Source organism: Pseudomonas sp. HMSC063H08 (genome assembly GCF_001813645.1).
GTDB classification, from domain to species: Bacteria; Pseudomonadota; Gammaproteobacteria; order Pseudomonadales; family Pseudomonadaceae; genus Pseudomonas; species Pseudomonas aeruginosa.
The window spans coordinates 40,156-60,908 of the sequence record NZ_KV813465.1 but is presented as its reverse complement, the minus strand read 5'-3'; the positions used below and the strand labels follow the sequence as shown (position 1 = coordinate 60,908).

At 63.8% G+C, this 20,753-nt stretch carries 19 protein-coding genes; 7 read left to right on the top strand and 12 right to left on the bottom strand.

Annotated elements, in window-relative coordinates:
- Nucleotides 1–5 precede the first annotated feature (5 nt).
- From HMPREF2924_RS17290 to HMPREF2924_RS17280, 3 genes are read right to left on the bottom strand one after another with little or no spacing between them, the layout of a single operon-like run.
- Nucleotides 6–374 carry a TIGR03745 family integrating conjugative element membrane protein gene (locus HMPREF2924_RS17290; protein ID WP_019484549.1) on the bottom strand — a complete coding sequence of 123 codons (369 nt, stop codon included), beginning with the start codon at nucleotides 372–374 and terminating at the stop codon, nucleotides 6–8.
- 22 nt (nucleotides 375–396) lie between these two features.
- Complete coding sequence (locus tag HMPREF2924_RS17285; RefSeq protein ID WP_010792128.1) at nucleotides 397–636, bottom strand: TIGR03758 family integrating conjugative element protein; 240 nt, start codon at nucleotides 634–636, stop codon at nucleotides 397–399.
- Nucleotides 633–998, bottom strand: coding sequence for an integrative conjugative element protein, RAQPRD family (locus HMPREF2924_RS17280; RefSeq protein WP_019484548.1), 366 nt, complete (start codon nucleotides 996–998; stop codon nucleotides 633–635). Before HMPREF2924_RS17280 ends, HMPREF2924_RS17285 begins: the two co-directional genes overlap by 4 nt.
- A gap of 224 nt (nucleotides 999–1,222) precedes the next feature.
- On the opposite strand from HMPREF2924_RS17280, the gene HMPREF2924_RS17275 reads away from it, so the two are divergent.
- The gene (locus HMPREF2924_RS17275) at nucleotides 1,223–1,423 is read left to right on the top strand and encodes a methylation-associated defense system helix-turn-helix domain-containing protein MAD1 (RefSeq protein ID WP_009397209.1); all 201 of its coding nucleotides are present in this window, start codon (nucleotides 1,223–1,225) and stop codon (nucleotides 1,421–1,423) included.
- A gap of 61 nt (nucleotides 1,424–1,484) precedes the next feature.
- Nucleotides 1,485–3,104: a DNA cytosine methyltransferase gene (locus tag HMPREF2924_RS17270; RefSeq protein WP_019484547.1), complete on the top strand. Its 1,620-nt coding sequence runs from the start codon at nucleotides 1,485–1,487 to the stop codon at nucleotides 3,102–3,104.
- Here the strand turns inward: HMPREF2924_RS17270 and HMPREF2924_RS17265 are convergent.
- A complete protein-coding gene (locus HMPREF2924_RS17265) occupies nucleotides 3,101–3,559 on the bottom strand; it encodes a very short patch repair endonuclease (RefSeq protein WP_009397211.1) in 459 nt (152 codons plus the stop codon). The two genes, HMPREF2924_RS17270 and HMPREF2924_RS17265, sit on opposite strands and share 4 nt — an antisense overlap.
- Before the next feature lie 135 nt (nucleotides 3,560–3,694).
- Between HMPREF2924_RS17265 and HMPREF2924_RS17260 the strand changes: the two genes are divergently transcribed.
- The 5 genes from HMPREF2924_RS17260 (at nucleotide 3,695) to HMPREF2924_RS17240 (ending at nucleotide 13,597) form a co-directional block, all read left to right on the top strand.
- Nucleotides 3,695–5,173 carry an ATP-binding protein gene (locus tag HMPREF2924_RS17260; RefSeq protein ID WP_019484546.1) on the top strand — a complete coding sequence of 493 codons (1,479 nt, stop codon included), beginning with the start codon at nucleotides 3,695–3,697 and terminating at the stop codon, nucleotides 5,171–5,173.
- The gene (locus HMPREF2924_RS17255) at nucleotides 5,170–7,830 is read left to right on the top strand and encodes a Z1 domain-containing protein (RefSeq protein ID WP_019484545.1); all 2,661 of its coding nucleotides are present in this window, start codon (nucleotides 5,170–5,172) and stop codon (nucleotides 7,828–7,830) included. The genes HMPREF2924_RS17260 and HMPREF2924_RS17255 overlap by 4 nt, the downstream gene beginning before the upstream one ends.
- Complete coding sequence (locus tag HMPREF2924_RS17250) at nucleotides 7,823–8,788, top strand: PD-(D/E)XK motif protein (protein WP_019484544.1); 966 nt, start codon at nucleotides 7,823–7,825, stop codon at nucleotides 8,786–8,788. The genes HMPREF2924_RS17255 and HMPREF2924_RS17250 overlap by 8 nt, the downstream gene beginning before the upstream one ends.
- Nucleotides 8,788–10,860, top strand: coding sequence for an AIPR family protein (locus HMPREF2924_RS17245; protein ID WP_023101508.1), 2,073 nt, complete (start codon nucleotides 8,788–8,790; stop codon nucleotides 10,858–10,860). The genes HMPREF2924_RS17250 and HMPREF2924_RS17245 overlap by 1 nt, the downstream gene beginning before the upstream one ends.
- Nucleotides 10,861–10,969: 109 nt before the next feature.
- A complete protein-coding gene (locus tag HMPREF2924_RS17240; protein WP_019484542.1) occupies nucleotides 10,970–13,597 on the top strand; it encodes an AAA family ATPase in 2,628 nt (875 codons plus the stop codon).
- Nucleotides 13,598–13,642: 45 nt separating this feature from the next.
- Here HMPREF2924_RS17240 and HMPREF2924_RS17235 read toward each other — a convergent pair whose 3' ends face one another.
- The 8 genes from HMPREF2924_RS17235 to HMPREF2924_RS17200 all read right to left on the bottom strand — a co-directional run.
- Nucleotides 13,643–14,392 (bottom strand): TIGR03747 family integrating conjugative element membrane protein, encoded by a 750-nt coding sequence (locus HMPREF2924_RS17235; RefSeq protein WP_070700591.1) that lies wholly within the window; start codon nucleotides 14,390–14,392, stop codon nucleotides 13,643–13,645.
- Entirely contained in the window at nucleotides 14,389–16,545 is a 2,157-nt protein-coding gene (gene traD / locus HMPREF2924_RS17230) for a type IV conjugative transfer system coupling protein TraD (protein WP_023083170.1), read from the bottom strand. The genes HMPREF2924_RS17235 and traD overlap by 4 nt, the downstream gene beginning before the upstream one ends.
- Nucleotides 16,546–16,553: 8 nt before the next feature.
- On the bottom strand, nucleotides 16,554–17,087 hold the full coding sequence (locus HMPREF2924_RS17225) for an integrating conjugative element protein (RefSeq protein ID WP_023083171.1): 534 nt from the start codon (nucleotides 17,085–17,087) through the stop codon (nucleotides 16,554–16,556).
- On the bottom strand, nucleotides 17,084–17,701 hold the full coding sequence (locus tag HMPREF2924_RS17220; protein ID WP_023083172.1) for a lysozyme family protein: 618 nt from the start codon (nucleotides 17,699–17,701) through the stop codon (nucleotides 17,084–17,086). Before HMPREF2924_RS17220 ends, HMPREF2924_RS17225 begins: the two co-directional genes overlap by 4 nt.
- Entirely contained in the window at nucleotides 17,686–18,405 is a 720-nt protein-coding gene (locus HMPREF2924_RS17215) for a TIGR03759 family integrating conjugative element protein (protein WP_019485290.1), read from the bottom strand. The genes HMPREF2924_RS17220 and HMPREF2924_RS17215 overlap by 16 nt, the downstream gene beginning before the upstream one ends.
- Before the next feature lie 9 nt (nucleotides 18,406–18,414).
- The gene (locus HMPREF2924_RS17210; protein WP_019484603.1) at nucleotides 18,415–19,062 is read right to left on the bottom strand and encodes a hypothetical protein; all 648 of its coding nucleotides are present in this window, start codon (nucleotides 19,060–19,062) and stop codon (nucleotides 18,415–18,417) included.
- Nucleotides 19,059–19,628: a PFGI-1 class ICE element type IV pilus protein PilL2 gene (locus tag HMPREF2924_RS17205; RefSeq protein ID WP_019484602.1), complete on the bottom strand. Its 570-nt coding sequence runs from the start codon at nucleotides 19,626–19,628 to the stop codon at nucleotides 19,059–19,061. The genes HMPREF2924_RS17210 and HMPREF2924_RS17205 overlap by 4 nt, the downstream gene beginning before the upstream one ends.
- 198 nt (nucleotides 19,629–19,826) lie before the next feature.
- The coding region (locus HMPREF2924_RS17200; RefSeq protein ID WP_141765547.1) for a helicase-related protein at nucleotides 19,827–20,753 on the bottom strand (927 nt) is incomplete at its 5' end.

Here is a 20,753-nt window from a genome sequence, read left to right as displayed (position 1 = left end):
CGCCCTCACAGCACGCCGGTGGCCTTGGTGAGCAGCCAGATGCCGACCACCAGCAGGATCGCGCCCACGGCGACCGTCAGGCCGAACTGGCCCCAGGTGGCGCGGCCGGTGTGGATCTCCGAGTAGCGCGTGTAGGCGTGATAGCAGACACCGACGAACATCGATGCGACCACCAGCAGCGCGATCAGCAGCACGATGTCGTAGCCGTAGTTCTGCAAGGTCTGCAGGATGCCGCTGCCCTGGCCGCGCGAAGGGTCCTCCATGGTCGGCAGGCCCTGCGCGAAGGCCGACAGCGGCAGGCCTGCGAGCGCCAGCGGCAGCAGCGGTGCGGCGATGCGGGACGAAATGCGATGGGGTGTCGGTGGCATGTTCATGGCGTATGGCCTTTCGTGACGGTCAGGAGAGGAGGAAGAAGGTCAGCACCAGGTACATCGCCACGAAGCGCACGACGACGGCGAGGAACTGACGTTCAGTGATGCGGTGCTCGGCCCAGCCGACGTAGGCGGTGCGCATGGCCCACACGCCCCACAGCAGCAACACGGCGAACACGAAGCCCAGCACCACGGCAGAGACGGCCGAAGGCGCAAAGCCGCCGTTGGCCTGGAAGGCGGCGACCTGATCGGCAGAGGGCGTCATGGCGACGGCTCCTCGTCGTCGGCGCGGTCGCGGTGGACGTAATCGCCGGCCAGCGGGACGGGATCGCGCGGCTGGGCGCGCTGGGGCACGAGGTAGTCCTGCAAGCCGGCGCGAACGCGCTTCAGGTCGGCGCGCAGTCGGGCGTAGTCGAAGTGGTAGCGGGCGCGTTCCTGCGGAGCGGTATTGGCGGCGTGCTCGGCGAGGCGGTCGATCAGGTCGAGTTGGCGGGCGAGCGCGGTGAGCTGCTCACGCTCCATGGCGACGCCGTCGGCGGCGACGGCAGGCTGCAGGGCCGAGAACGACACGGCCAACAGCACGGCCAGCGAAGGCCATGCGGATGCGCGGCGTTTGGTCTGTCCCATCGTGCCATTCCCCGTTGAAGCGGATGGCCAGATGCTGTGGCGCGCTCTCGCTTTGCGCCGCAGGGAATGGGAACTCCGGCATGACCGGATTCCCGGGGCGAGCTGGCGATCAACCGTGCAATGCTCCCGGGATTGCGGAGTTGGCCAGCGCCTACCGCAGCTTGGTAGAATTGGCTAAACTTGGCAATCGTAATTTACGAAAGGCCAGATCGGATGGTTTCCGGATGACTGAAGTCGAGAGCGAGATCCTCACGCTTGAGGAGGTCGCGGCCTACCTCAAAGCCGGGAAACGGACGGTCTATCGCCTTGCCCAGAAAGGCGAGATTCCGGCGTTCAAGCTTGGAGGTACCTGGCGCTTCCGCCGCTCGGAGCTGGATCGGTGGATCGCCGAAAGCATCAGCAAGAAGAAGCCGGAGGCAGAGTGAGCGTGCACCAAATCGGCAACCGAATCACGTTCGGGAAAGAACCAAGGGGAGGATTGCTGGCGTGCCAGTTCCCATAATTGATCTTTTTGCTGGCCCAGGAGGGCTCGGGGAAGGATTTGCTTCCCTGCAGGGCCACAAGCGGCAGCCATTCTTCGAGATCGCCCTTTCCATTGAAAAGGATGCTGTCGCACATCGCACGCTGACGCTCAGGGCAGTGTTCAGGCGTTTGCGTGGCACCAAGGACGTCAAGCACTACTACAGCTACATACGGGGCGAGATCGATGAGGCCGCTTTCCGCAGGATCCCTGCCGTGGCCAGCGCCTTCGAGCATGCTGCCGCCGAGGCGAGGTGCCTGGAGCTTGGCAAGTCCGACGAAGCCAGTATCGACAGGGAAATTCGTGCTGCACTGAAGGGGCAGGAAACCTGGGTGCTGATCGGCGGCCCGCCCTGCCAGGCGTATTCGCTGGCGGGGCGCTCCAGACGCGCCAACGACAAGGACTTTCACAAGGATGAAAAGCACTTCCTCTACAGGGAGTACCTGAGAATCATCCAGGTGCACAAGCCCACCATCTTCGTGATGGAGAATGTCAAGGGTCTGCTTTCCTCAAAGCACTCCGGCGACCCGATGTTCGAGAAGATCATTGCGGATCTTTCGATGCCGACCGAGGGGCTCGAATATGAGATCCGATCCTTCACCAAGAAGGGCGACGGCAGTTCGCTGGAACCCACCGACTACCTTATCCATTCTGAGCGCCATGGGATCCCGCAAAGCAGGCATCGCGTGATTCTGCTCGGAGTGAGAAAGGGGCTGGACATGCCTCAACACCAGTTGCTGGCACCAGTAGCAAGGCCTGTCACGGTCAAACAGGCCATTGACGATCTTCCCCGAATCCGCAGCAAGCTGTCGCGTGGCGATTCAGTGGAGGCATGGCGCAAGGCTGTTCAGGCTGCCCCCTCTTACGTCAAGGGATGGAGGACAGAAAACGAGTCCGTCATGATCGGGACAATGCGTGCCTTTGCCGCTGCGGCAACCAGCACCACGACCGGTGGCGCCTTCATTTCACGAGGCTATAGAAGGCCGAAGAAGCCGACCGAGCTTCAGCAATGGCTTCACGACCGAAGCCTGGGTGGTGTCTGTCAGCATGAAGCGCGCGCGCACATGGCATCCGATCTTGCTCGCTATCTTTTCTCGGCCAGCTTCGCTCATTTATGGGGATATTGCCCACGGCTGGATGTGTTCCCTCCCAAGCTGCTTCCCGATCACATCAATGTGCATGTCGATCGGGAATCCGAAGCGATCCCGTTCAAGGATCGGTTCCGCGTGCAGTGCAGGAACGAACCGTCCACCACGGTGGTGGCTCACATTGCCAAGGACGGGCACTACTACATCCACTACGACCCCTCCCAATGCAGAAGTCTCACGGTCAGGGAAGCAGCACGGCTCCAGACGTTTCCCGACAACTACGTCTTCGCGGGCAACCGCACGGAGCAGTACACCCAGGTCGGCAATGCGGTGCCTCCGTTGCTTGCCCACAAACTGGCCAAGATCGTTCGTAGTCTTCTGAACGAGATGAGCAGGAGGAGGCGGAGGCAGGCTGGTGATGCCGTACAGAAGAGGCCGGCGGGAAGCGTGCCGCGAAACCTGCCAGAACAGCTTCCGGTGCTTGCCGAAGCGGGCTAGTCAATGCTCTGACCAATCACCAGGACATCTTCATCGCCATGCAGCCACTCCTCAACCGCTTGCGCAGTCTCCTCGACCGAGTGCTTCAAGGCGCACTCCCAGACGACCGCCACGCGCCAGCCGAGAGCATGGAGCATCTCCGCATGGCGCCTGTCGCGAGCGACATTTCCCTGGAATTTCTGCCGCCAGAAATCTTCATTGGTCCTGGGAGTGGTTGTGTAGCGGCAGCCTTCATGTCGGTGCCAGAAGCAGCCATGGACGAACACCACTGCTCTGCGCTTCGGGAACACAAGGTCGGGGGAGCCGGGCAGCCCCCGCACATGAAGTCGATATCGAAAACCCCTGGCGAAAAGGAGGGAGCGAAGTATCCGTTCCGGCCGGGTGTTCTTTCCGCGAATGCTCGACATCATGCGGCTGCGCTGCGGAGTGGTAGGAACGCGCATGGTCTTGAGCATCTTCCGCCTGAATGTCTGCAGAAATGGCAGCTCCGCGCTTCCGCTTGGCAATGCGAACGGATGAAGACGACACCCGAAGCAGCAATTCGGAGCTTACCATGCACGTGACTCACGAGAAGACGCAAGAGGAAGCCGATGGCTCGTGATCGCAGTCATCCGCCGAGCGCGGCCTGCCTTTCCGAATCGATGCGGGACCTTGGGTACTCGCTCGAAACTGCGATTGCCGATCTGATCGACAACAGCATTTCCGCTGGCGCGGACACCATCGACATCATTTGCGATGTGTCCGGTGAGCATCCTGTGATGGTCATCCTCGACAACGGCAGGGGGATGACGGAAGACGAGCTGCTCGATGCGATGCGTCATGGGACCGGCAACCCCAGGCAGCATCGGTCGCCGAAGGATCTTGGGCGCTTCGGCCTTGGCCTGAAGACAGCCTCGTTTTCCCAATGTCGCTCGCTGACCGTTGTGAGCACGCGCGATGGAACTGTCTGCGGAGCCGAATGGAATCTGGATCGCATCGATGCTGCCGACGACTGGATTCTTTCCATCCTGGACGATGCGGACATCCATGGGTTGCCTTATGTCGAACGGCTCGGCGCCCGGGGCACGGCCGTTATCTGGCGAGAGCTCGACCGATTGATGGAGGACGAGGCCGGGGATCGTCGAGACGAGATCGTCAATGAGAAGCTTGAGGCGGTGGGCAGACATCTGTCACTTGTCTTCCACCGGTTTCTCTCGGGTGAGATCAAGGGACATGCCAGGATTTCTCTCACCGTCAATGGTCGTCCGATTACGGCATTCGACCCCTTCTGCAGGAAGAATCCTGCCACCCAGGTGCTTCCGGAGGAGATCGTCCGCATCGGCGAGGCCGAGGTGCGCCTGCAGCCTTACGTGCTTCCACACCACAGTCGTCTGTCCGCGTCCGAGTACGACTACTACCAGGATCGCAGTGACTTCATCTCCAATCAGGGGGGCTACGTCTATCGAAACGGCCGCCTGATGGCCTGGGGCGACTGGTTCAGACTCGTGCCGAAGGGTGAGGCCACCAAGTTGGCGCGGGTACAGATCGACTTTCCCAACAGTCTGGACGAAGCCTGGACCATCGACATCAAGAAATCGCGTGCCCGCCCGCCGCATGCGGTGCGGGAGCGCCTGCGTCAGATCATCAACAGGATCACTGCCCGCAGCGTGACGGTGCATCGGGGACGCGGGCAGAGGCTTTTTCAGGAAAGCCAGGCCCCGTTCTGGGAGCGCTACGCCGATCACGGCGGCATCCGTTTCGCAATCAACGAGCAGCACCCGCTCATCGCATCCCTGGGCACAAGACTCTCGCCCGAGAATGCGGATCTGCTTCGTGTCCTGCTGGATTCGATTGCCGCCTCCCTGCCGGTGGAGATGATCTATTCCGATTACTCGACCCATCCGCGCGAGTTCAACCAGAGGGCGGTGGATGAAAGTCAGACTTTGGAGCGCCTGAAGAGTCTCAGGAAGGTGCTCTACGGCGACGGGCCGGGCGATCCGAATGCCTTTCTCCAGATCGTGCGCTCGACGCACCTTTTCGATGGCCAGATCGAACTGGCCGAAAAATTCATCAGCGAGACCTTTGCATGAGCCTCACAGTCATCACGGAAGAACGGAACATCGCCAACGCGCTCATCTCGGGCCTTGCCAACATGGCCGAGACGCCGACGCGCGAGCAGGTGGAGGAGAAGGCGAGACAGATCGCCGCGATCTTCGGCTATACGGGTGATCTCCGCAATATCGTCACCGAGGCGATGATCTCGGTCGACACGCGCATGGGTGCCGGTGTTTCGCTGGTGGATGTCACTGCGAAGCATGATGATCAGTGGGTCCACAAGCGTGAGGATGTCGCCTGGACCTATGCGGAATCCTATGGAAACTTTCTTCTCAAGGAAGGTTGGCCACCGCAGATGGTCCAGTCGCTGAGCGATGTGACGACCCGCATTCTCGGCCACCTGCAGGACCCGTTGAGCGAGGGCACAACTTGGAACCGTCGCGGACTTGTCATCGGTCATGTGCAGTCGGGCAAGACGGCCAACTACACCGGCCTGATAGCACGCGCCGCCGACGCTGGCTACAAGTTCATCATCGTCGTCGCCGGCATTCACAACAATCTGCGCAAGCAGACGCAGCAGCGCATCGATGAGGCTTTCATCGGCCGATCCAGCGATCCCGAGGATCGTCGCAACATCGGTGTCGGCCTCGCGCCGGGCTATCCGCATCCGGCCACCCTCACCAACATCAACGAGGACTTCAACAAGAACACGGCGGAAAAGAGCGGCTGGAAGATCAACGACTTCAGCAAGCCGATCATTCTGGTCATCAAGAAGAACGTCACGACGCTCACGGCTCTTCACAAGTGGCTGAAGGAGCTGAACGCCGAGGGCGATGGCCGGATTTCCGACGTGCCGATGCTGCTGATTGACGACGAGGCCGACAACGCGTCGATCAACACGAACAAGGAGGATCTGGATCCGACCCGAACGAATGCGATGATCCGGCGCATCCTCGGGCTGTTCGCGAAATCGTGCTATGTCGGCTACACGGCGACACCGTTCGCCAACATCTTCATCAACCCCGACGCCTATGGCGATGATGTGCGTGAGGAGCTGTTCCCGCGCGACTTCATCTATTGCCTGGACGCGCCAACGACGTACTTCGGTGCCGAGAAGGTGTTCCTCGACGAGGCGACCAGTCAATCGATCGTGAGGCCGATCGACGATTGCGAGGATCTCATCCCGTACGCCCACAAGCGTGACGATCCCGTCCACGAGTTGCCCCCCAGCCTCTATCGCGCACTCGACGAATTCATCGTCGCCCGCGCCATCCGGAACCTGCGTGGGCAGACCAGCAAGCATTGCTCAATGATGGTCAATGTGTCGCGCTTCGTGCCCGTTCAGAAGGCCGTGCGTGACTTCCTGAGTCTCAGGGAGAAGAAGATCAGGGAAGCGGTTCTCGCCAACTACGCGATGCCGGAAGAGGTTTCCTCAAGAAACGCGTACATGCAGGGCCTGAAGCATGCCTTCGATGCCGAGTATGCCGATGCTGGGTTTACCTGGGCGGAAGTGAAGACTGCCCTCAGCGGCGTCTTCGAGCACCTCCACCTCTATGTCATCAACAGCAAGAGTGACGAGGTGCTCGACTACGCCCGCTACGCGAAGGAAGGAGTCGGGTTGACCGCGGTCGCGGTCGGTGGTCTGAGCCTCTCCCGAGGCTTGACCATCGAGGGGTTGACCGTCAGCTACATGTACCGCAATACGAAGATGTACGACACCCTCATGCAGATGGGCCGCTGGTTCGGCTACCGGCCGGGCTTCGAGGACCTCTGCCGCGTCCATCTCTCGCGCGACTCGATCAACTGGTACTCCCACATCGCCGATGCCGCCGAAGAGCTTGTACAGCAGGTCAAGCGCATGCGGCGCGATCGCCTCAGCCCGAAGGATTTTGGCCTGTACGTCCGCTCGCATCCGGACAGCCTGCTGATCACGGCGGCGAACAAGATGCGATCGGGCCAGGAGGTCACGGTCGAGCAGAGTTTCAGTGGACGACTGCGGGAGAGCTACATTGTCTCCACCGACCCTGACGTGAATGCCAGGAACCTTGCGCTGATCGGCGATCACTGGCGAAGTGGATTCGGCGGGCGACCGGAGGAGTCCACCGAAAAGGGCGTCATCTTCAGGGACGTGCCTGTCGAGGTGATCGACGACTTCCTCACCCGGTTCGAATGCCATTCGACCTTTGCCGGACAGAAGTCGGACGTGGTGAGCTATCTCGAACGGATTGCGACGAAGCGCCCGCTGGCCGATGTTCTGCTGATTTCCCCTTCGGGTGGCTCAGGCGGTGAAAACCCGTTCACCCTGAGGAATCAGGTGCGCGTCGTCGGGAAGGATCAGCCGAACGGCACTTCGTGGCGCCTGAACAAGGACAGGGTTGCCTCGCGTGGCGACGAGAAGCTCGGGCTCAGCGACGCACAACGCAATGAGGCCAGGACGCTGGCTGGCGGCGAAGATGGCTCAGGAGCGGTATCCGACACACATTACCGTATGGTCCGGAACAAGCCGCTCCTCATGATTCACAGCCTGGAGCCCAAGGGCGAGGCCGTGACGGGACCGATCGCCGCCTTCGGCGTCAGTTTTCCCTACGGGGACTATTCGACGACCATCAATGTCGTCGTGAACAAGGTCTGGCTCCAGCAGATGCAGGGTTACGCCGACGATCCTGACGAGGAGGATGACTACGATGCCTGAGTCCTCTCCGTGGGATGACATCGCCGTTCCGGGAGCGGACTTCAATGTCCGCCAGGTTGCGGTGGGAACGGCCGTGCCCTGTTTCTGGGGACGCGATGCCAGTGGCGCCTGCCTGTTCATCGTGGAGCTTCAGGGCGACCACGCAGCCCAGTACCGGAAGAACGCGGTCACGGTGAACGGCATCGATGTCGATCTTCGTGCCGGAGATCAGGGACAGCAGCACTTGGTCCTCGCCCTTGAAAGGCAGGTCGACCGCGATCTCTTCGAAGGACTGTGCCGCACCCTTGCATCCTCGCTGGAGCACGCCACCGACTCGGCGAGTTCTCTCGCGATCTCTCTGGCACACATCCGCCGTTGGAAGACCTTCCTGTCAGGCCGGAGTCAGCACCTGTCCATCGAGGAAGTCCGCGGTCTCTTCGCCGAAATCGTCTTTCTGACGGAACTGATCGATCGGCAGATGTCGAGCAGTGACGCCGTCGAGGCCTGGCTCGGTCCGGAACGATCACATCAGGATTTCATCTTTGGCAACACAGCCGTCGAGGTCAAATCGCTCTCTGGCGCAGAGCGGAGCAGCGTCCGCATTTCATCGGAAGACCAGCTCGAATCCCTGAACGATGCGCTGTTCCTGCGCGTGTACCGGCTGAGCAGTCTGGCCGACGCGGCAGGAGCTCGATCGCTCAACGAGATCGTCACTGCAGTCCAGGCACGGCTCGGCGAGGCGGACGCCGTCGAGGCCTTTGACCGGAAGCTGGTTGCGCACGGCTACGCGCCGCTCCCTGACTACGATGAGCCTCGCTTTGTCGTCAGCGACGTGCGCAGCTATCGTGTTGGTGACGGATTTCCGCGTCTGATGCGGTCGCAACTGCCGCCAGGGATTGCCAACGTGGCCTACGACATCAGGCTGGAAACGATTGCTCCGTACAAGTGTGACGAAGCATCCATCTTCGGGGAGGATTGATGGAGCAGACCGACGAAGAGTTCTTCCACGACTTCCGACAGGAACTTTTGGCGGGCGCCGAGGCCAATGGCAGCTTCCAGCTCTCCGAATTCATGGAGGCCATCGCGAACGACCTTGTCGAGACAGGCTTCACGGAAGGGTTCGAACTCTGCCATTTCCGGGCGCAGCGTGGTATGCGCGTGGACGGCTACTGGTTCAATGACGAAGGAGTTCTGGACCTCTTCATCGCGGACTTCGACTCCCGAAACGAGCTAGCATCGCTCACCAGAACGGAAGTGGCCGCGGCATTCAAGCGTGTTGCCAACTTCTTCGAGGCCAGCGCCAACAAGGGCCTGGCCGGCGAACTGGAGGTCACATCGCCGGAGTACGGCCTTGCCAGGCAGATTGCGGATCGCAAGGACGCCATTCGGCAGGTCAACCTGGTTCTCTTCTCCGAGCGCACGCTCAGCGAGAAAATCCAGGCCCTTCCCGATACGGAAGTGGCAGGTGTTCCGGTTGCTCACCACATCTGGGACATCTCACGACTTCATCGTCAGCGAAGCTCCCGCAGCCACAAGGAGCCACTCGACCTCGACTTCGAGCAGATGTTCGGCAAGGGCATCGCCTGCCTTCCCGCACACCTGGGGACCGATGCCTATCAATCCTATCTCATGGTCATGCCTGCCGAGGTGCTGGCGACCCTGTACGAAAGATTCGGAGCGCGGTTGCTTGAGCAGAACGTCCGTACGTTCCTGCAGGCGCGCGGCAATGTGAACCAGGGAATAAGGGCGACGATCCTGAACGAACCTGGGATGTTCTTTGCCTACAACAACGGGATTACGGCTACTGCACAGAGTGTCGAGACAGGGATGACGGATTCCGGTCTGGCGATCACGAGGGTTGTCGATCTCCAGATCGTCAATGGTGGCCAGACCACGGCATCGCTGTTCCACACACGGAAGCGGGACAAGGCCGATCTTTCCCAGATATTCGTCCAGTTGAAGCTGTCCGTCATCGACAGCCTGCAGAGCGAAACGGTCGTTCCAAGGATATCGGAGTATGCGAACACCCAGAATCGGGTGAATGCCGCCGACTTCTTCTCGAACCACCCGTTCCATGTGCGGATGGAAGGGTTTTCCCGACGGATCTGGGCACCCGCGCAGAAGGGCGCCCCGCGCGAGACGAGGTGGTTCTATGAGCGCGCGCGCGGCCAGTATGCCGATGCACAGTCGAAGCTCACACCCGCGGAGCAGCGTCGCTTCAAGGCGGAGCATCCCAAGCCACAGATGTTCACGAAGACGGACCTCGCGAAGTTCGAGAATGTCTGGGATGACCACCCCAGGTGGGTGAATCTTGGCTCCCAGAAGAACTTTGCGCGCTACGCCGCCCGAATCGGCAGCGAGTGGGAGAAATCATCCGACGCGTTCAACGAGTTCTATTTCAAGAGGGCTGTCGCACGTGGTCTGATCTTCCGCGCCACGGAGCGCATCGTTTCTGCGCAGCCTTGGTACAACGGCGGGTACCGAGCAAACATCGTGGCCTACACGCTGGCGGTACTCGGTGACATCACGAAGCGCAGGAAGGAGAGCATCGACTTTCTGGGCATCTGGAATGCACAGAAGGTCGATCCGGTGCTCGAAAGTGCCATCGCTGTCGTGTCGGGGGTCGTGAACGACGACATCATCAGACCACCGCAAGGCATTTCCAACATTTCCGAGTGGTGCAAGAAGGAGGCGTGCTGGACGAGGATACAGGCTCGTACCGACGCCATTGCCAATCTCCTCCCGCCCGAGTTCTACGATCGACTTGTTCCGCAGGATGATCAGGCAGCGATCGTGAAGACTGCGAAGCAGACGCAGAGGATCGACAACGGCATCGAGGCGCAGCGAAAAGTGCTGGCTGTTCCCGCTGCGGAATGGGCTCGCATCCATCAGTCGCTGCTTGAGAAGGATCTGCTCACGCCGAAGGAAGACGGCGTGCTTAGGGTCGCCATGCAGATTCCCTCCAAGCTCCCGACAGAAAAGCAGAGTGTGGTGTTGCTGGATATTCTCGACAAGGGGCGTCTCGAAGGCGTGGTTGTGAGCGAACCCTGAGCGCCCAAGATTGGCGGTCACAAGTTCTTGAAGCGCCCCGCCGAGAAGTTCGATTCGGACACCGAGCGGCGCTTTGCCATCATCCTGGAGCGCGACGGAGGAACAAGAAATGCAGAAACCCGCCGCACAGCAAAAGACCGTCCTGGAAACGATTCTGGACTGGTCAAAGGATCGTCCACTCTGGCAGCGTGACGCCCTGCGCCGCATCATCGCAAACGGCCGTCTGACGGACGCCGATATCGGCGAACTCGTGGACCTTTGCAAACAGGGCAAAGGTGCCCCCGTAGGCGCGCTGAAAGCGGTACCGCTGGAGAAGGCCCACCTTCCGGCCAACCCCGGTCAGACCGCCGCGGTATCGCTTCTGTCGATCGCCGACGTGACCGGCGTGAACAACCTTGCCGCCGGTCAGACCCTCGGCTTCGAGCCGAATGGAATAACGATCATCTACGGCGACAACGGTGCGGGCAAGTCCGGCTACGCACGCATCCTGAAGCGCGCATGTCGTGCAAGGCATGCCGGAAAAATCGAACCCAATGTGTATGCCGATCAGCCCCCGAAGCGCGTCGGCGCGAACATCGCGTACGGGGTCGGCGGTGTGCCGCAGCCGGTCGAGCAGTGGCAGAACGGCGCAAATCCGCATGCAACGCTGTCTGCAGTGAGCGTGTTCGATAGCGACTGCGCCTCCGTGCATATCCGCGAGAAGAACGAAGTTGCATTCCGGCCCTTTGGTCTGGACGTACCGGATGAGCTTGCTGCAGCCTGTCAGGCGGTGAAGGATGCCCTCGCAGCTGAACAGAAGCAGCTTGAGAAGGCCCGCAATCCGATCTTTGCGGCGCCGACCTGGAAGGCCACCACGGCCGTGGGGAAGACGCTTGCCGCGCTGAACGCCAATACTGACGCAAAGAAGATCGAAACCCTGGCGGCGCTCTCGGCAGACGAAAGCGCCCGTCTTGAGCGTCTGCGGGCAGACCTGTCGAAGAATCCGACCAAGGCAGCGGCGGAACAGACCGTCAAAGCCGACAACGTCATGCGGCTGATTACCGCGGTGAACAGCGTTGTAGCCAGAACCACCGATGAGGAACTGCTGGCAGCCGCTGCCCTCGCCAGGGACGCACGGTCGAAACGGGACGCCGCACGTCTTGCCGCGGAGAAGGCCTTCACGGGGGAACCCCTTGCCGGCGTCGGCGGCGAGACATGGCGGGCGCTTTGGGATTCCGCCCGACGCTACTCGACGGAGATCGCATACCCCGGACAGCCGTTTCCGCCGTCGGCCGAAGACGCGCATTGCATGCTTTGCCAGCAGCCATTGGAAGCTGAGGCACGTGCACGGATGGCACGCTTCGAGGACTTCATCCAGAAGGATACGGAACAGTTGGCACGCGAGGCAGAGAAGGCAGCTCAGACCGCACGGCAGACCATAGCTGTCGGGGCAATCGGCACGCGGGCGGTGAAGGCCAGTCTTGACGAGCTGGGCCTCCAGAATGAAGCGCTGCAGCAGCAGACGCGCCGCTTCATCGCCGCAGCCCGGCTGCGGCGCCACGTTCTGCTCAAAGCCCTGGGCGGAAACGGCGAGCTACAGCTTCCGCCCGTTCCACCGTCGCCGCTGCCTGATCTCGGCCAGCTTCAGACCACGATCCGCAACTACGCCGCCGAGCTGCGCAAGTCCGCTGACGCGGATGAACGCAAGAAGCTCGAAGCCGATTTCGCCGAGCTGAGCGACCGGGCGCTGCTCGCCGGCATGCTGCCGGTCGTCACTGACGAAATCCAGCGGCTGAAGACAATCCAGTTTCTGACCGAGTGTGCGGGCGACACGGCGACGAACACCATCACCAAGATGGGCAACGACATTGCCGACACCGTGATTACGCCTCGGCTGCGCGACAGATTTCAGGAAGAGATTGTCAGGCTTGCGGCCTCCAAGGTTCGCGTCGAAATCGTGCGCTCCGGCGGCAAGTACGGCTCACCGCAATATCAGGTACGCCTCTTCGCCAAGCCGGATGCCAAGGTCCACGAAATCCTGAGCGAAGGGGAAAAGACCTGCGTGGCGCTGGCCGCCTTCATGACCGAGCTTGCCACCGCGATGCACCGCTCTGCTCTGGTCTTCGATGACCCGGTGTCCTCGTTGGACCATCGCTGGCGTGGGCGGGTGGCCAAGCGTCTCGTGGAAGAAGCGGAGAACCGTCAGGTCATCGTCTTCACGCATGATCTGGTGTTCGTGAACGATCTGAATGACCACGCGACGAAGACCGGGCGGGCAGTGCGGCTTACGACGCTCAGTCGTGGCGCCGCGGGAGCCGGTATGGTGGCCGACGGCCTGCCCTGGAAGGCCCAGAGCGTCGAAGATCGCATCGACAAGTTGGAGAAGGCAGCGCGTGCGGCAAAGCTGCTGCATGACAACAACCAGGAAGACGAGTACGCGGTCGAGGTGGCAAAGCTCTACAACGCGCTGCGCGCCACATGGGAGCGCGGCCTGGAGGACATCGCTTTCGTCCGCGTTATTCAACGCCACAGGGACTACATCAACGCCAAGGACCTGAAGAAGGTCAGTGCGCTCACCGAGGCTGACTGCGATGCTTTCGCCGCCGGATTCAAGAAGTGCTGCGACATTGTTGACGCACACGATCCATCCAGCGGCAGGAATGCCGCGCCGCCACCACCTGCTGATCTCTTTCAGGACATTCAGGCTTTGAAGGACTGGGCCGCGTCTCTGCGAGACAGGCAAAAGAAGATTGCTTGAAACGTATTTGCCATGGCTTCGTTCATCTGACCTGGCGCAGGGCAGCTACAGATACTTCTTGAACATCGCCGCCGCAATGCACACCGCCACGCCGAGCAACGCGGCGCTGGGCAGCAGGATCAGCAGCGGGTTCACGCTGACCGGCAGTGCCAGGTAAGTCACCCACGGCAGCACGGCCAGCGGGATCAGGCTGGCCCTGGCGCGGTGATAGATGAACCCCGACTCGCGTCCCGCGCCGAAGCGGCGGATGTCCCGGCGCACCAGCCCGTCCACGAGTCCGACGAAGGCGGCCATCAGGAACAGCGGCAGGGTCAGGCAAAGCACCAGCAGCCGCACGAGGAAGACCAGCGTCGTGTAGGCCGCCGCGATCAGGTAGCTCTCCACGTTCACGTAGACCAAGCCAAGGTAGTAGTGGAAATCCCTGGTCGGGCGATGGCTGCCGGCGCTGGCCTGCGCCGAGGCGTCGCGTATCCAGTCCAGCAGACCGCTTTTCACGAACAGCCAGTCGTAGCCCTGCTCGACCAGCCGGTGCGCGGTGCGCCCCGGCTCCTGCACCAGCGCGCTGCGGGTGAAATGCGTGGAGAGCTGATCCAGCTCGTAGTGCAGCATGCCCTGCGCGTGGCGCCAGCCCTGCTCGGGCCAGAAGAAGTGCATGCCGACGCATTCGATCAGGATGCACAGCAGCAGCGCGCCGCACAGCACGCCGAAGAAGCGGAACGGCAGCGTGACCAGGCTGGCGATCAGGCCCTGCTGTCGTTGCTGCTGGCGCTGTGCCGCGACGGCCGGATCGCTCATGCTTCGGCCTCTTCAGCCGCGGCCATCTGCTTGAAGTCGTCCAGCAGGTCGTCGGGCAGCGCCTTGTCCTGCAGGCCGGGGATGCCTTGGTTCTCCCACCAGTCTCCTGCCTCGACGTAGTGCTGTCGCATGTAGCCGGCCAGCTCCTGCAGATCCTTCGGCATGGCTTCGTCGGGGTCGGGTGCCGGCAGCGGCATGCGGACTTTCCAGAGGTTGCCGCCCTCGGTCAGCGCGAAGCACTGCCCCTTGGGCAGCGCCACCACATGCGCCGGCTCGATCAACGGCACGCTGTTGCTGCTGATGCGGTCCTGGGTGTTGGACGTGAACGCGGTATTGCCGTGCGGATCGGAGCTGTCGGTGGCGCCGCTCATCAGCGCCGTGGCGTACACCTCGACCTTGGGCAGTTGTCGCGTCAGCAGCTCGGCGGTGGCGGTCTCGCGCACGCGCAGCATGAACAGGTTGTTGAAGTTGCCGACCACCTGGCCGGCCTTGGCACGATTGCCGATGCGGGCCTCGATGTCGCTCAAGGTCTGCGTGTAGGCCGTCACCTGCACGCCGGCACCGCCGCCCTTGTTGACCATCGGAATGAACTCGTCGCCCATGAGTTCGTTGAATTCGTCGGCGTGGACGTTGATCGGAATCTTGGTGCCCGCCGCGGCGCCGGGTAGCCCGTCGTCGATGCCGAACTTGTAGATGTGGCCGGCGACCGAGACCAGATCGCTGAACATCGAGTTGCCCACCGCCGCCGCGACTTCGGCGTCGGACAGCGCATCCAGCCCCACGTAGACCACCGCGCGTTTGCGGATGACCTGCATCCAGTCGAAGATCGGTCGCGGGTCGGACAGGTCGGAATAGTTCGGTGCGAGCAGTTGCGCGATCTTGCCGGTGGTGAGCTTCTCCAGCAGCGGCAGCAGCGAAGCGACGATCTTGTCGAAGTAGGTCCGGTCGTAGCGCACGGCGCTGCGCAGGCCGTCGAGCACCGGGTCATAGATGCGCACTTGGGACAGGTACTGTTCGAGGGCCACCACGCGCTTCTCGCGCCCGATCATGTTGCGCGGGATGTTCTTCTCGTTCAGCTTCGCTTCGAGCTGGACGATGACCTCCCAGGCCTTCGGCTCGTTCTTGGCGAAGTAGTGCTGGGCGTACTCGATGAACAGCGCGTCGATGTTGATGACGTGGCGCTGGATCAGCAGGTAGTCCGGCCGCTGCCCCAGCTCGACCAGGGCGCGCGCGATGATGTTGACGAAGCGCCAGGCGAATTCGCGGAACGCGGCGCTGTTGCCTTCGCCCGAGAGCTGTCCGGCGATGCGCGTGGCCACCTCGGAGATCCGCCCGAACCGGCCGACGGCGTTGTAGCGCGCCGAGATGTCCGGCCAGCCCAGATGGAACACGTAGAACTCGCCTTCGCGCCCGGCGCGCTTGGCCTCGACGTACATGCGCTTCAACAGGTCCGCATCGCCCTTGGGGTCGAAGACGATCACTACCTCGTGCTCGCCGCGGACCTTGCGGCGGATGTCCTGGGTGATGAACAACTCGGCCAGCCGCGTCTTGCCCACGCGCGTGGTGCCCAGCACCAGGGTGTGGCCGACACGCTCGCCCAGCGGCAGGGTGACGTCGACCTCGTGCGGCTCGATGCCATGCAGGCGCGGCAGTCCGCCGACCGGCGGCAGCGGCCGCGCCGGGTTGAGCGGGCTGTCCCAGGCCAGCGCGCGCGCCAGCGTCGAGACGGGAAACGGCGCGAACTCAAGCCGCTCCTCCAGCCGCCGGGCGGCCCGGTAGGTCGCCGTCGGCTCGACATAGCGGCGGAACTCCGGCCGGTAGGTCTGCATCAGCCGGTGCGTGTGCCGCTGCTCCCAGCGAAAGCCCCGGCCGACGAACAGCCGTTGCTGACTCACCGGCACGTCGCGACTTGTCATCACGTAGCGCGGCAGGCGGCGGATGTTGCGGCGATAGCGCAGGATCGCCCAGGCATCGCGCAGGCGAATCGCGCCGAAGGTCAGGAAGGCCAGCGCCGAGCCCAGGCCGAGCAGCGGGTTCAGCGCGAGCGACCACGGTGCCACCAGGCACAGAATCGCGGCGCCGGTGCAGACCGCCACGGTATAAAGCTCCACCGCTGGCCGCAGCAAGACCTCGACCGCATGCGGTTGGGCCATTTGCGCACCTACTGCTCGACACCGGTGGCCGTGATGAGCACCGGGTAGTGGCGCAGGCCCAGGCGCTGGGCCAGGTCATCGCCGGAGGCCGGCGACAGGATCAGGCCGGGCGCCAGCCTGCGCAGCGCCGTCAGCGCAGCCATCGACTCCACGTTGACCACCAGGCCCACGGCCTGCAGCTCTCGCAGCGCCGCCTGCCGCTGCCGCAGCCAGGCGCGCGACCGCTCGTCGTCGCCGATCAGGAACAGCGCCGTCAGGCCCGGCGCCCGGATGACGCGGCGCTGCACCTCGCCCGGCGACAGTTGCGCCGAGCGCACCGGCAGCATGGCGGCTTCGGCGTCGGCTGCGTTACCCACGCGAGGGGCCGGCATCGGGGCCGGCGGTGTGGCCTGATCCGGCTGAGGATTCAGCGACCGGTAGTACGGCAGCGCGGAGTCGCCGCCGCGGTCTTCGACGACGATCAACGGCGCGGAGGCGGTCTGCGCGAAGACGGTGGTCGTGGGCAGCAGCCCGATGGCGGCGATAAGGACGATGTGGTTCATGGCGTGGTGGCCTGGAGGGTTGGAACGGGAACGCCGGCGTCGAGCACGCGGGTCAGGTGCCGATGCACACTGCGCCGGTAGCGCGCCGCGGGTGCTCCGCCGGCGGGCCGGTGATAGCGGCCGATGGCAAGCAGCCAGTCCTCGCCCGGCGTGTGCTGTTCGCGCAGGATTTCCGCAGCGATGGCGAGGTTGCGGTACGGGTCCAGCAGCTCGCAGGGCTGCGTGTAGCGATGCGTGTGGTAGCCGAGATTGACCTGGCCGAGGCCGGCGTCGATGCGATTGGCCGGCGTGTGGGCGAGCGCACGGTGCAGCCCCGCGCAGGCCTCGACGCGGGTGGCGTAGCGCTGTGGCGAGCCAGCGACGTTGAGCGTCCACGGCCAGGGGATCAGGCGCCCGCGCAGCATGGCGCCGCTCTCCTGCAAGGCCACCGCGTACAGCACGGCCGCCGGCACGTCTGCACGATGCGCCGCCAGTTGATAGGCCGGCGGCGGCACTTCCCGCGCCAGGGCGGCCAGCGCCCAGCCGCCGGTGGTGAGCAGCATGGCGCTGGCGCAGCGGATGGCGATGCGGGACGGCCGACGCTCCCGGCCCGGAGCACCTATTGCCGCTGCCATTGGCCGTTCACCTCGCGCACCACGGCTGGCAGCTCGCCGGGCAGGCCCAGCGACAGCCAGCGCCCGGCATCGTGGTTGAGCGTGATGGTGCGGGCGCGCACCCTGGCCGGGTCGATGCCCGCCTGGGTGGCCCACTGCCGGATGCGCGCGTCGTCCTGACGGCTGCCGACCATGTAGAGATCGAAGGCCGTGCCGGCCGCCTGCAACTGCTGCACGCGCTGCGCGCACGGTGCGCAGTCGGCCTTGACGAAGACCGCCAGGCGCCCGGAGCCGGTGTTGCCGGCACCCTGCGCCTTGGCGCCGGGCAGGCTCACGCGCGGCTGGCCGGGAAACAGGCGCTGCCACGCCGCGTCGTAGGCCCGCTGGTAGGCCAGCGTCTTGCCGACGCGCTGGGCCTCGGCCTGCACCTGCAACTCCGCGTAGCGCCTGCGCTCCTCGTCGCTGCGGGCCTCGATGCCGAGCGCCGTGAGCGGATCGAGCTGGGGCGAATAGACCCCGAGCGGCCCCTGCATCAGTTGCCGGTAACGCGCCCACTCCTCGGAGCGAAGCCCCCACTCCCGCGCCTGCCTCTCGTCGAGCGCGGCATCAGCGCCCGGCTGCACTTGAGCGGGCACCATGCGCGAGTTCGTCACCGGGGCCGGTTGGGCGGATGCGCCGAAAGTGGCGAACAGGACGACGGCAGCGAGCAACGGCCGCAGGTTCATGGCGACCTCCTACGGCACCGCAACGCGCTGCGTCTGGCCGTTCACCTGGAACACGCCCGCCTGCGCCTCGATGGACTGCAGTTGCCAGCCGCCCTCGGCGTCGCCCTCGCGCAGCAGCCGGGCGCCCGCGAGCGAGGCCGCGGCGGTGGAGGTGATCGACAGAAAGCGCTCGCCTCCCCGCAGCTCCACGCCGAGCACCCGGAACGGCGGCTCCGGCACCTTGGGCTTCGTCGCAACCGGAGTGCGCGGGCGAGCGGCGGATGCCACCTGCCGGGTTTTCTCCAGGCGGGTTTCGATTGCGTTCACGCGCGCCAGCAGCGTCTGCAGGTCGACGGCCAAGGCCCTCGCCTCATCGGCCTCTTCGAGGCGCGTCATCCGTTCGTCCAGCGCCTGCCGCGCGTTGGCGAATTCGGCCTGGCTGATCGGCACCGGCCGGCGCTTGTCCGCATTGGCCTGGTGTTCGAGATCGGCCACGCGCAGGCCCAGCGCCTTGACCTGCGCATCCTGTGCGGTGCTCTGGGTCTGTTCGGCGAGCCGCGACAAGCCGACGCTGTTGATGAGTGCCACGGCACTGATGAGCAGCAGCCAGAAGGCCGCGGCGATCTTGAACCAGCGCGTGCGGGAATTGCGCTCGGATGGCGCCTGGGGAAAGGTCATGGCTGCATCTCCTCGGGCCGGTCGGCGTCCGGCACGGGCGTGGCGGTGCCGGGCGGGTTGGCGGAAAGGAAGGTGGGAGCACCGTGCCGGCTGAAGCAGACCTGGCGGGTCAAGTCATCGACCGACAGCTCCCAGGCGGGGCCGGCAAGGGTCAGCAAGGCATCGCGCAGCATCAGCGGGCCCAGGCGCAGGTGCGCGGCAGGCAGCGGCAGCGCGTAGAGCGTAGCGGCCTCGGCCGCATCGCAGAGCCGGTAGCCCGAGCGCAGCAACACATGGCGCATGGCATCGCCCACGCTGGCATCGAGCATGGGCGGAATCGAGACCTCCACCGCCTGCTGCAAGAGATCACGCTGCGCAGGTTCCGGCACCAGCTCGACCAGGGTGTAGCGGCCGTAGCGGGCCACCGGAACGAAACCCGGCTCCGGCGCGACGGCGGTTGGCGATGCGGCCGGCACCGCTGGCGCAGACGGCGCAGCGGTCGTGGCGCAGCCGGCGGCCAACAGGCTGCCGGCCAGCAAGCCAGCGACGAGGGCCAGGCGGTGAACAGCGCGGATGGATGGTTGCATGGAGGGCGCTTCCCTGGAACACGGAGCGCTCACCATCGCCGCCGCTTGGCCTGCGGGCAGCAAACAAAACGCACTGGCGCCCGCCCGAATACATGGCGGGGCGGCGCCATGGACTGCCATACGCCCAAGAAAAACGGCCCCGAAGGGCCGTGGAAAGAAGCCGGCGACCCCGAGGGGCCGCCGGCATGGGCACATGGATCAGACCGTGACAAGCTGCCGCGCCAGTGCGACCTCGACGGAATCACCATCCTGGTTCAGAACATCCAGGCCCGACTCGGGTACGTCTCCCGACGTGCTTTGCGAGACCATGATCTTCCTGGCCATCAACCCCAGGCAGGTCATCTGCGAGGAGTTGGCGTAGCCGAGGTAGATCACGCGCACCGGCTGCTTCTGGCCGATGCGCCATGAACGCCGGGCGGCCTGCTGCAACGAATACACGTTGTAGCCGGACTGGAGGAACACGATGGTCGGGAACTCCAGCAAGTCCAGGCCGGTTTTCACCAGCTCGGGATTGGTGATGAGCACGTCGATGCCGCGGTCCAACTGCTCGGCGATCCAGTCTTCGCGGCGGGAGGCATCCACGCTCGCGCGCAGTACCGCCACCTTGAAGCCTTCCTGCTCCAGCAGCACCTTCAAACGCGACGTGGTGTCGCGCGTGCCGGTGTAGACCGAATAGACCAGGGTCTTGCGCCCTTCTGCCTTCTCCTGCTTGCAGATCTCGATCAGCTCGCGTTCCTTGGGCATCACCTCCAGCTCGTTGAACTGAGCCGGAACGAACGCCAAGGTGTTGCGCGTGCGCGGATGCACCACGGTTTCCGACCGGAAGCAGCAGTCCGGCCAGGCCAGCAGCACGTTGAGGACTACACCGAGCAGCGTCGTGTCGCGCTTCGCCAGGGCCTGCTTCAGCTCCTGGGTCAGCCGACCCGCCAGATCGCGGTAGGCCGCGGCCTGCGCCGTGTCCATCGCGACTTCGCGGAACTCCTCGTCGTAGGGCGGCAGCACGTTGCCACCGATGTCCTTCAACTTGAGGAAGACCGTGAACGGCAGGACGCAACGCAGCACGCCCTTCGGACCGAAGCCCGGCGCCTTGACCGTGCGCACCGATACCTTGGTGCCCTTGGCCGT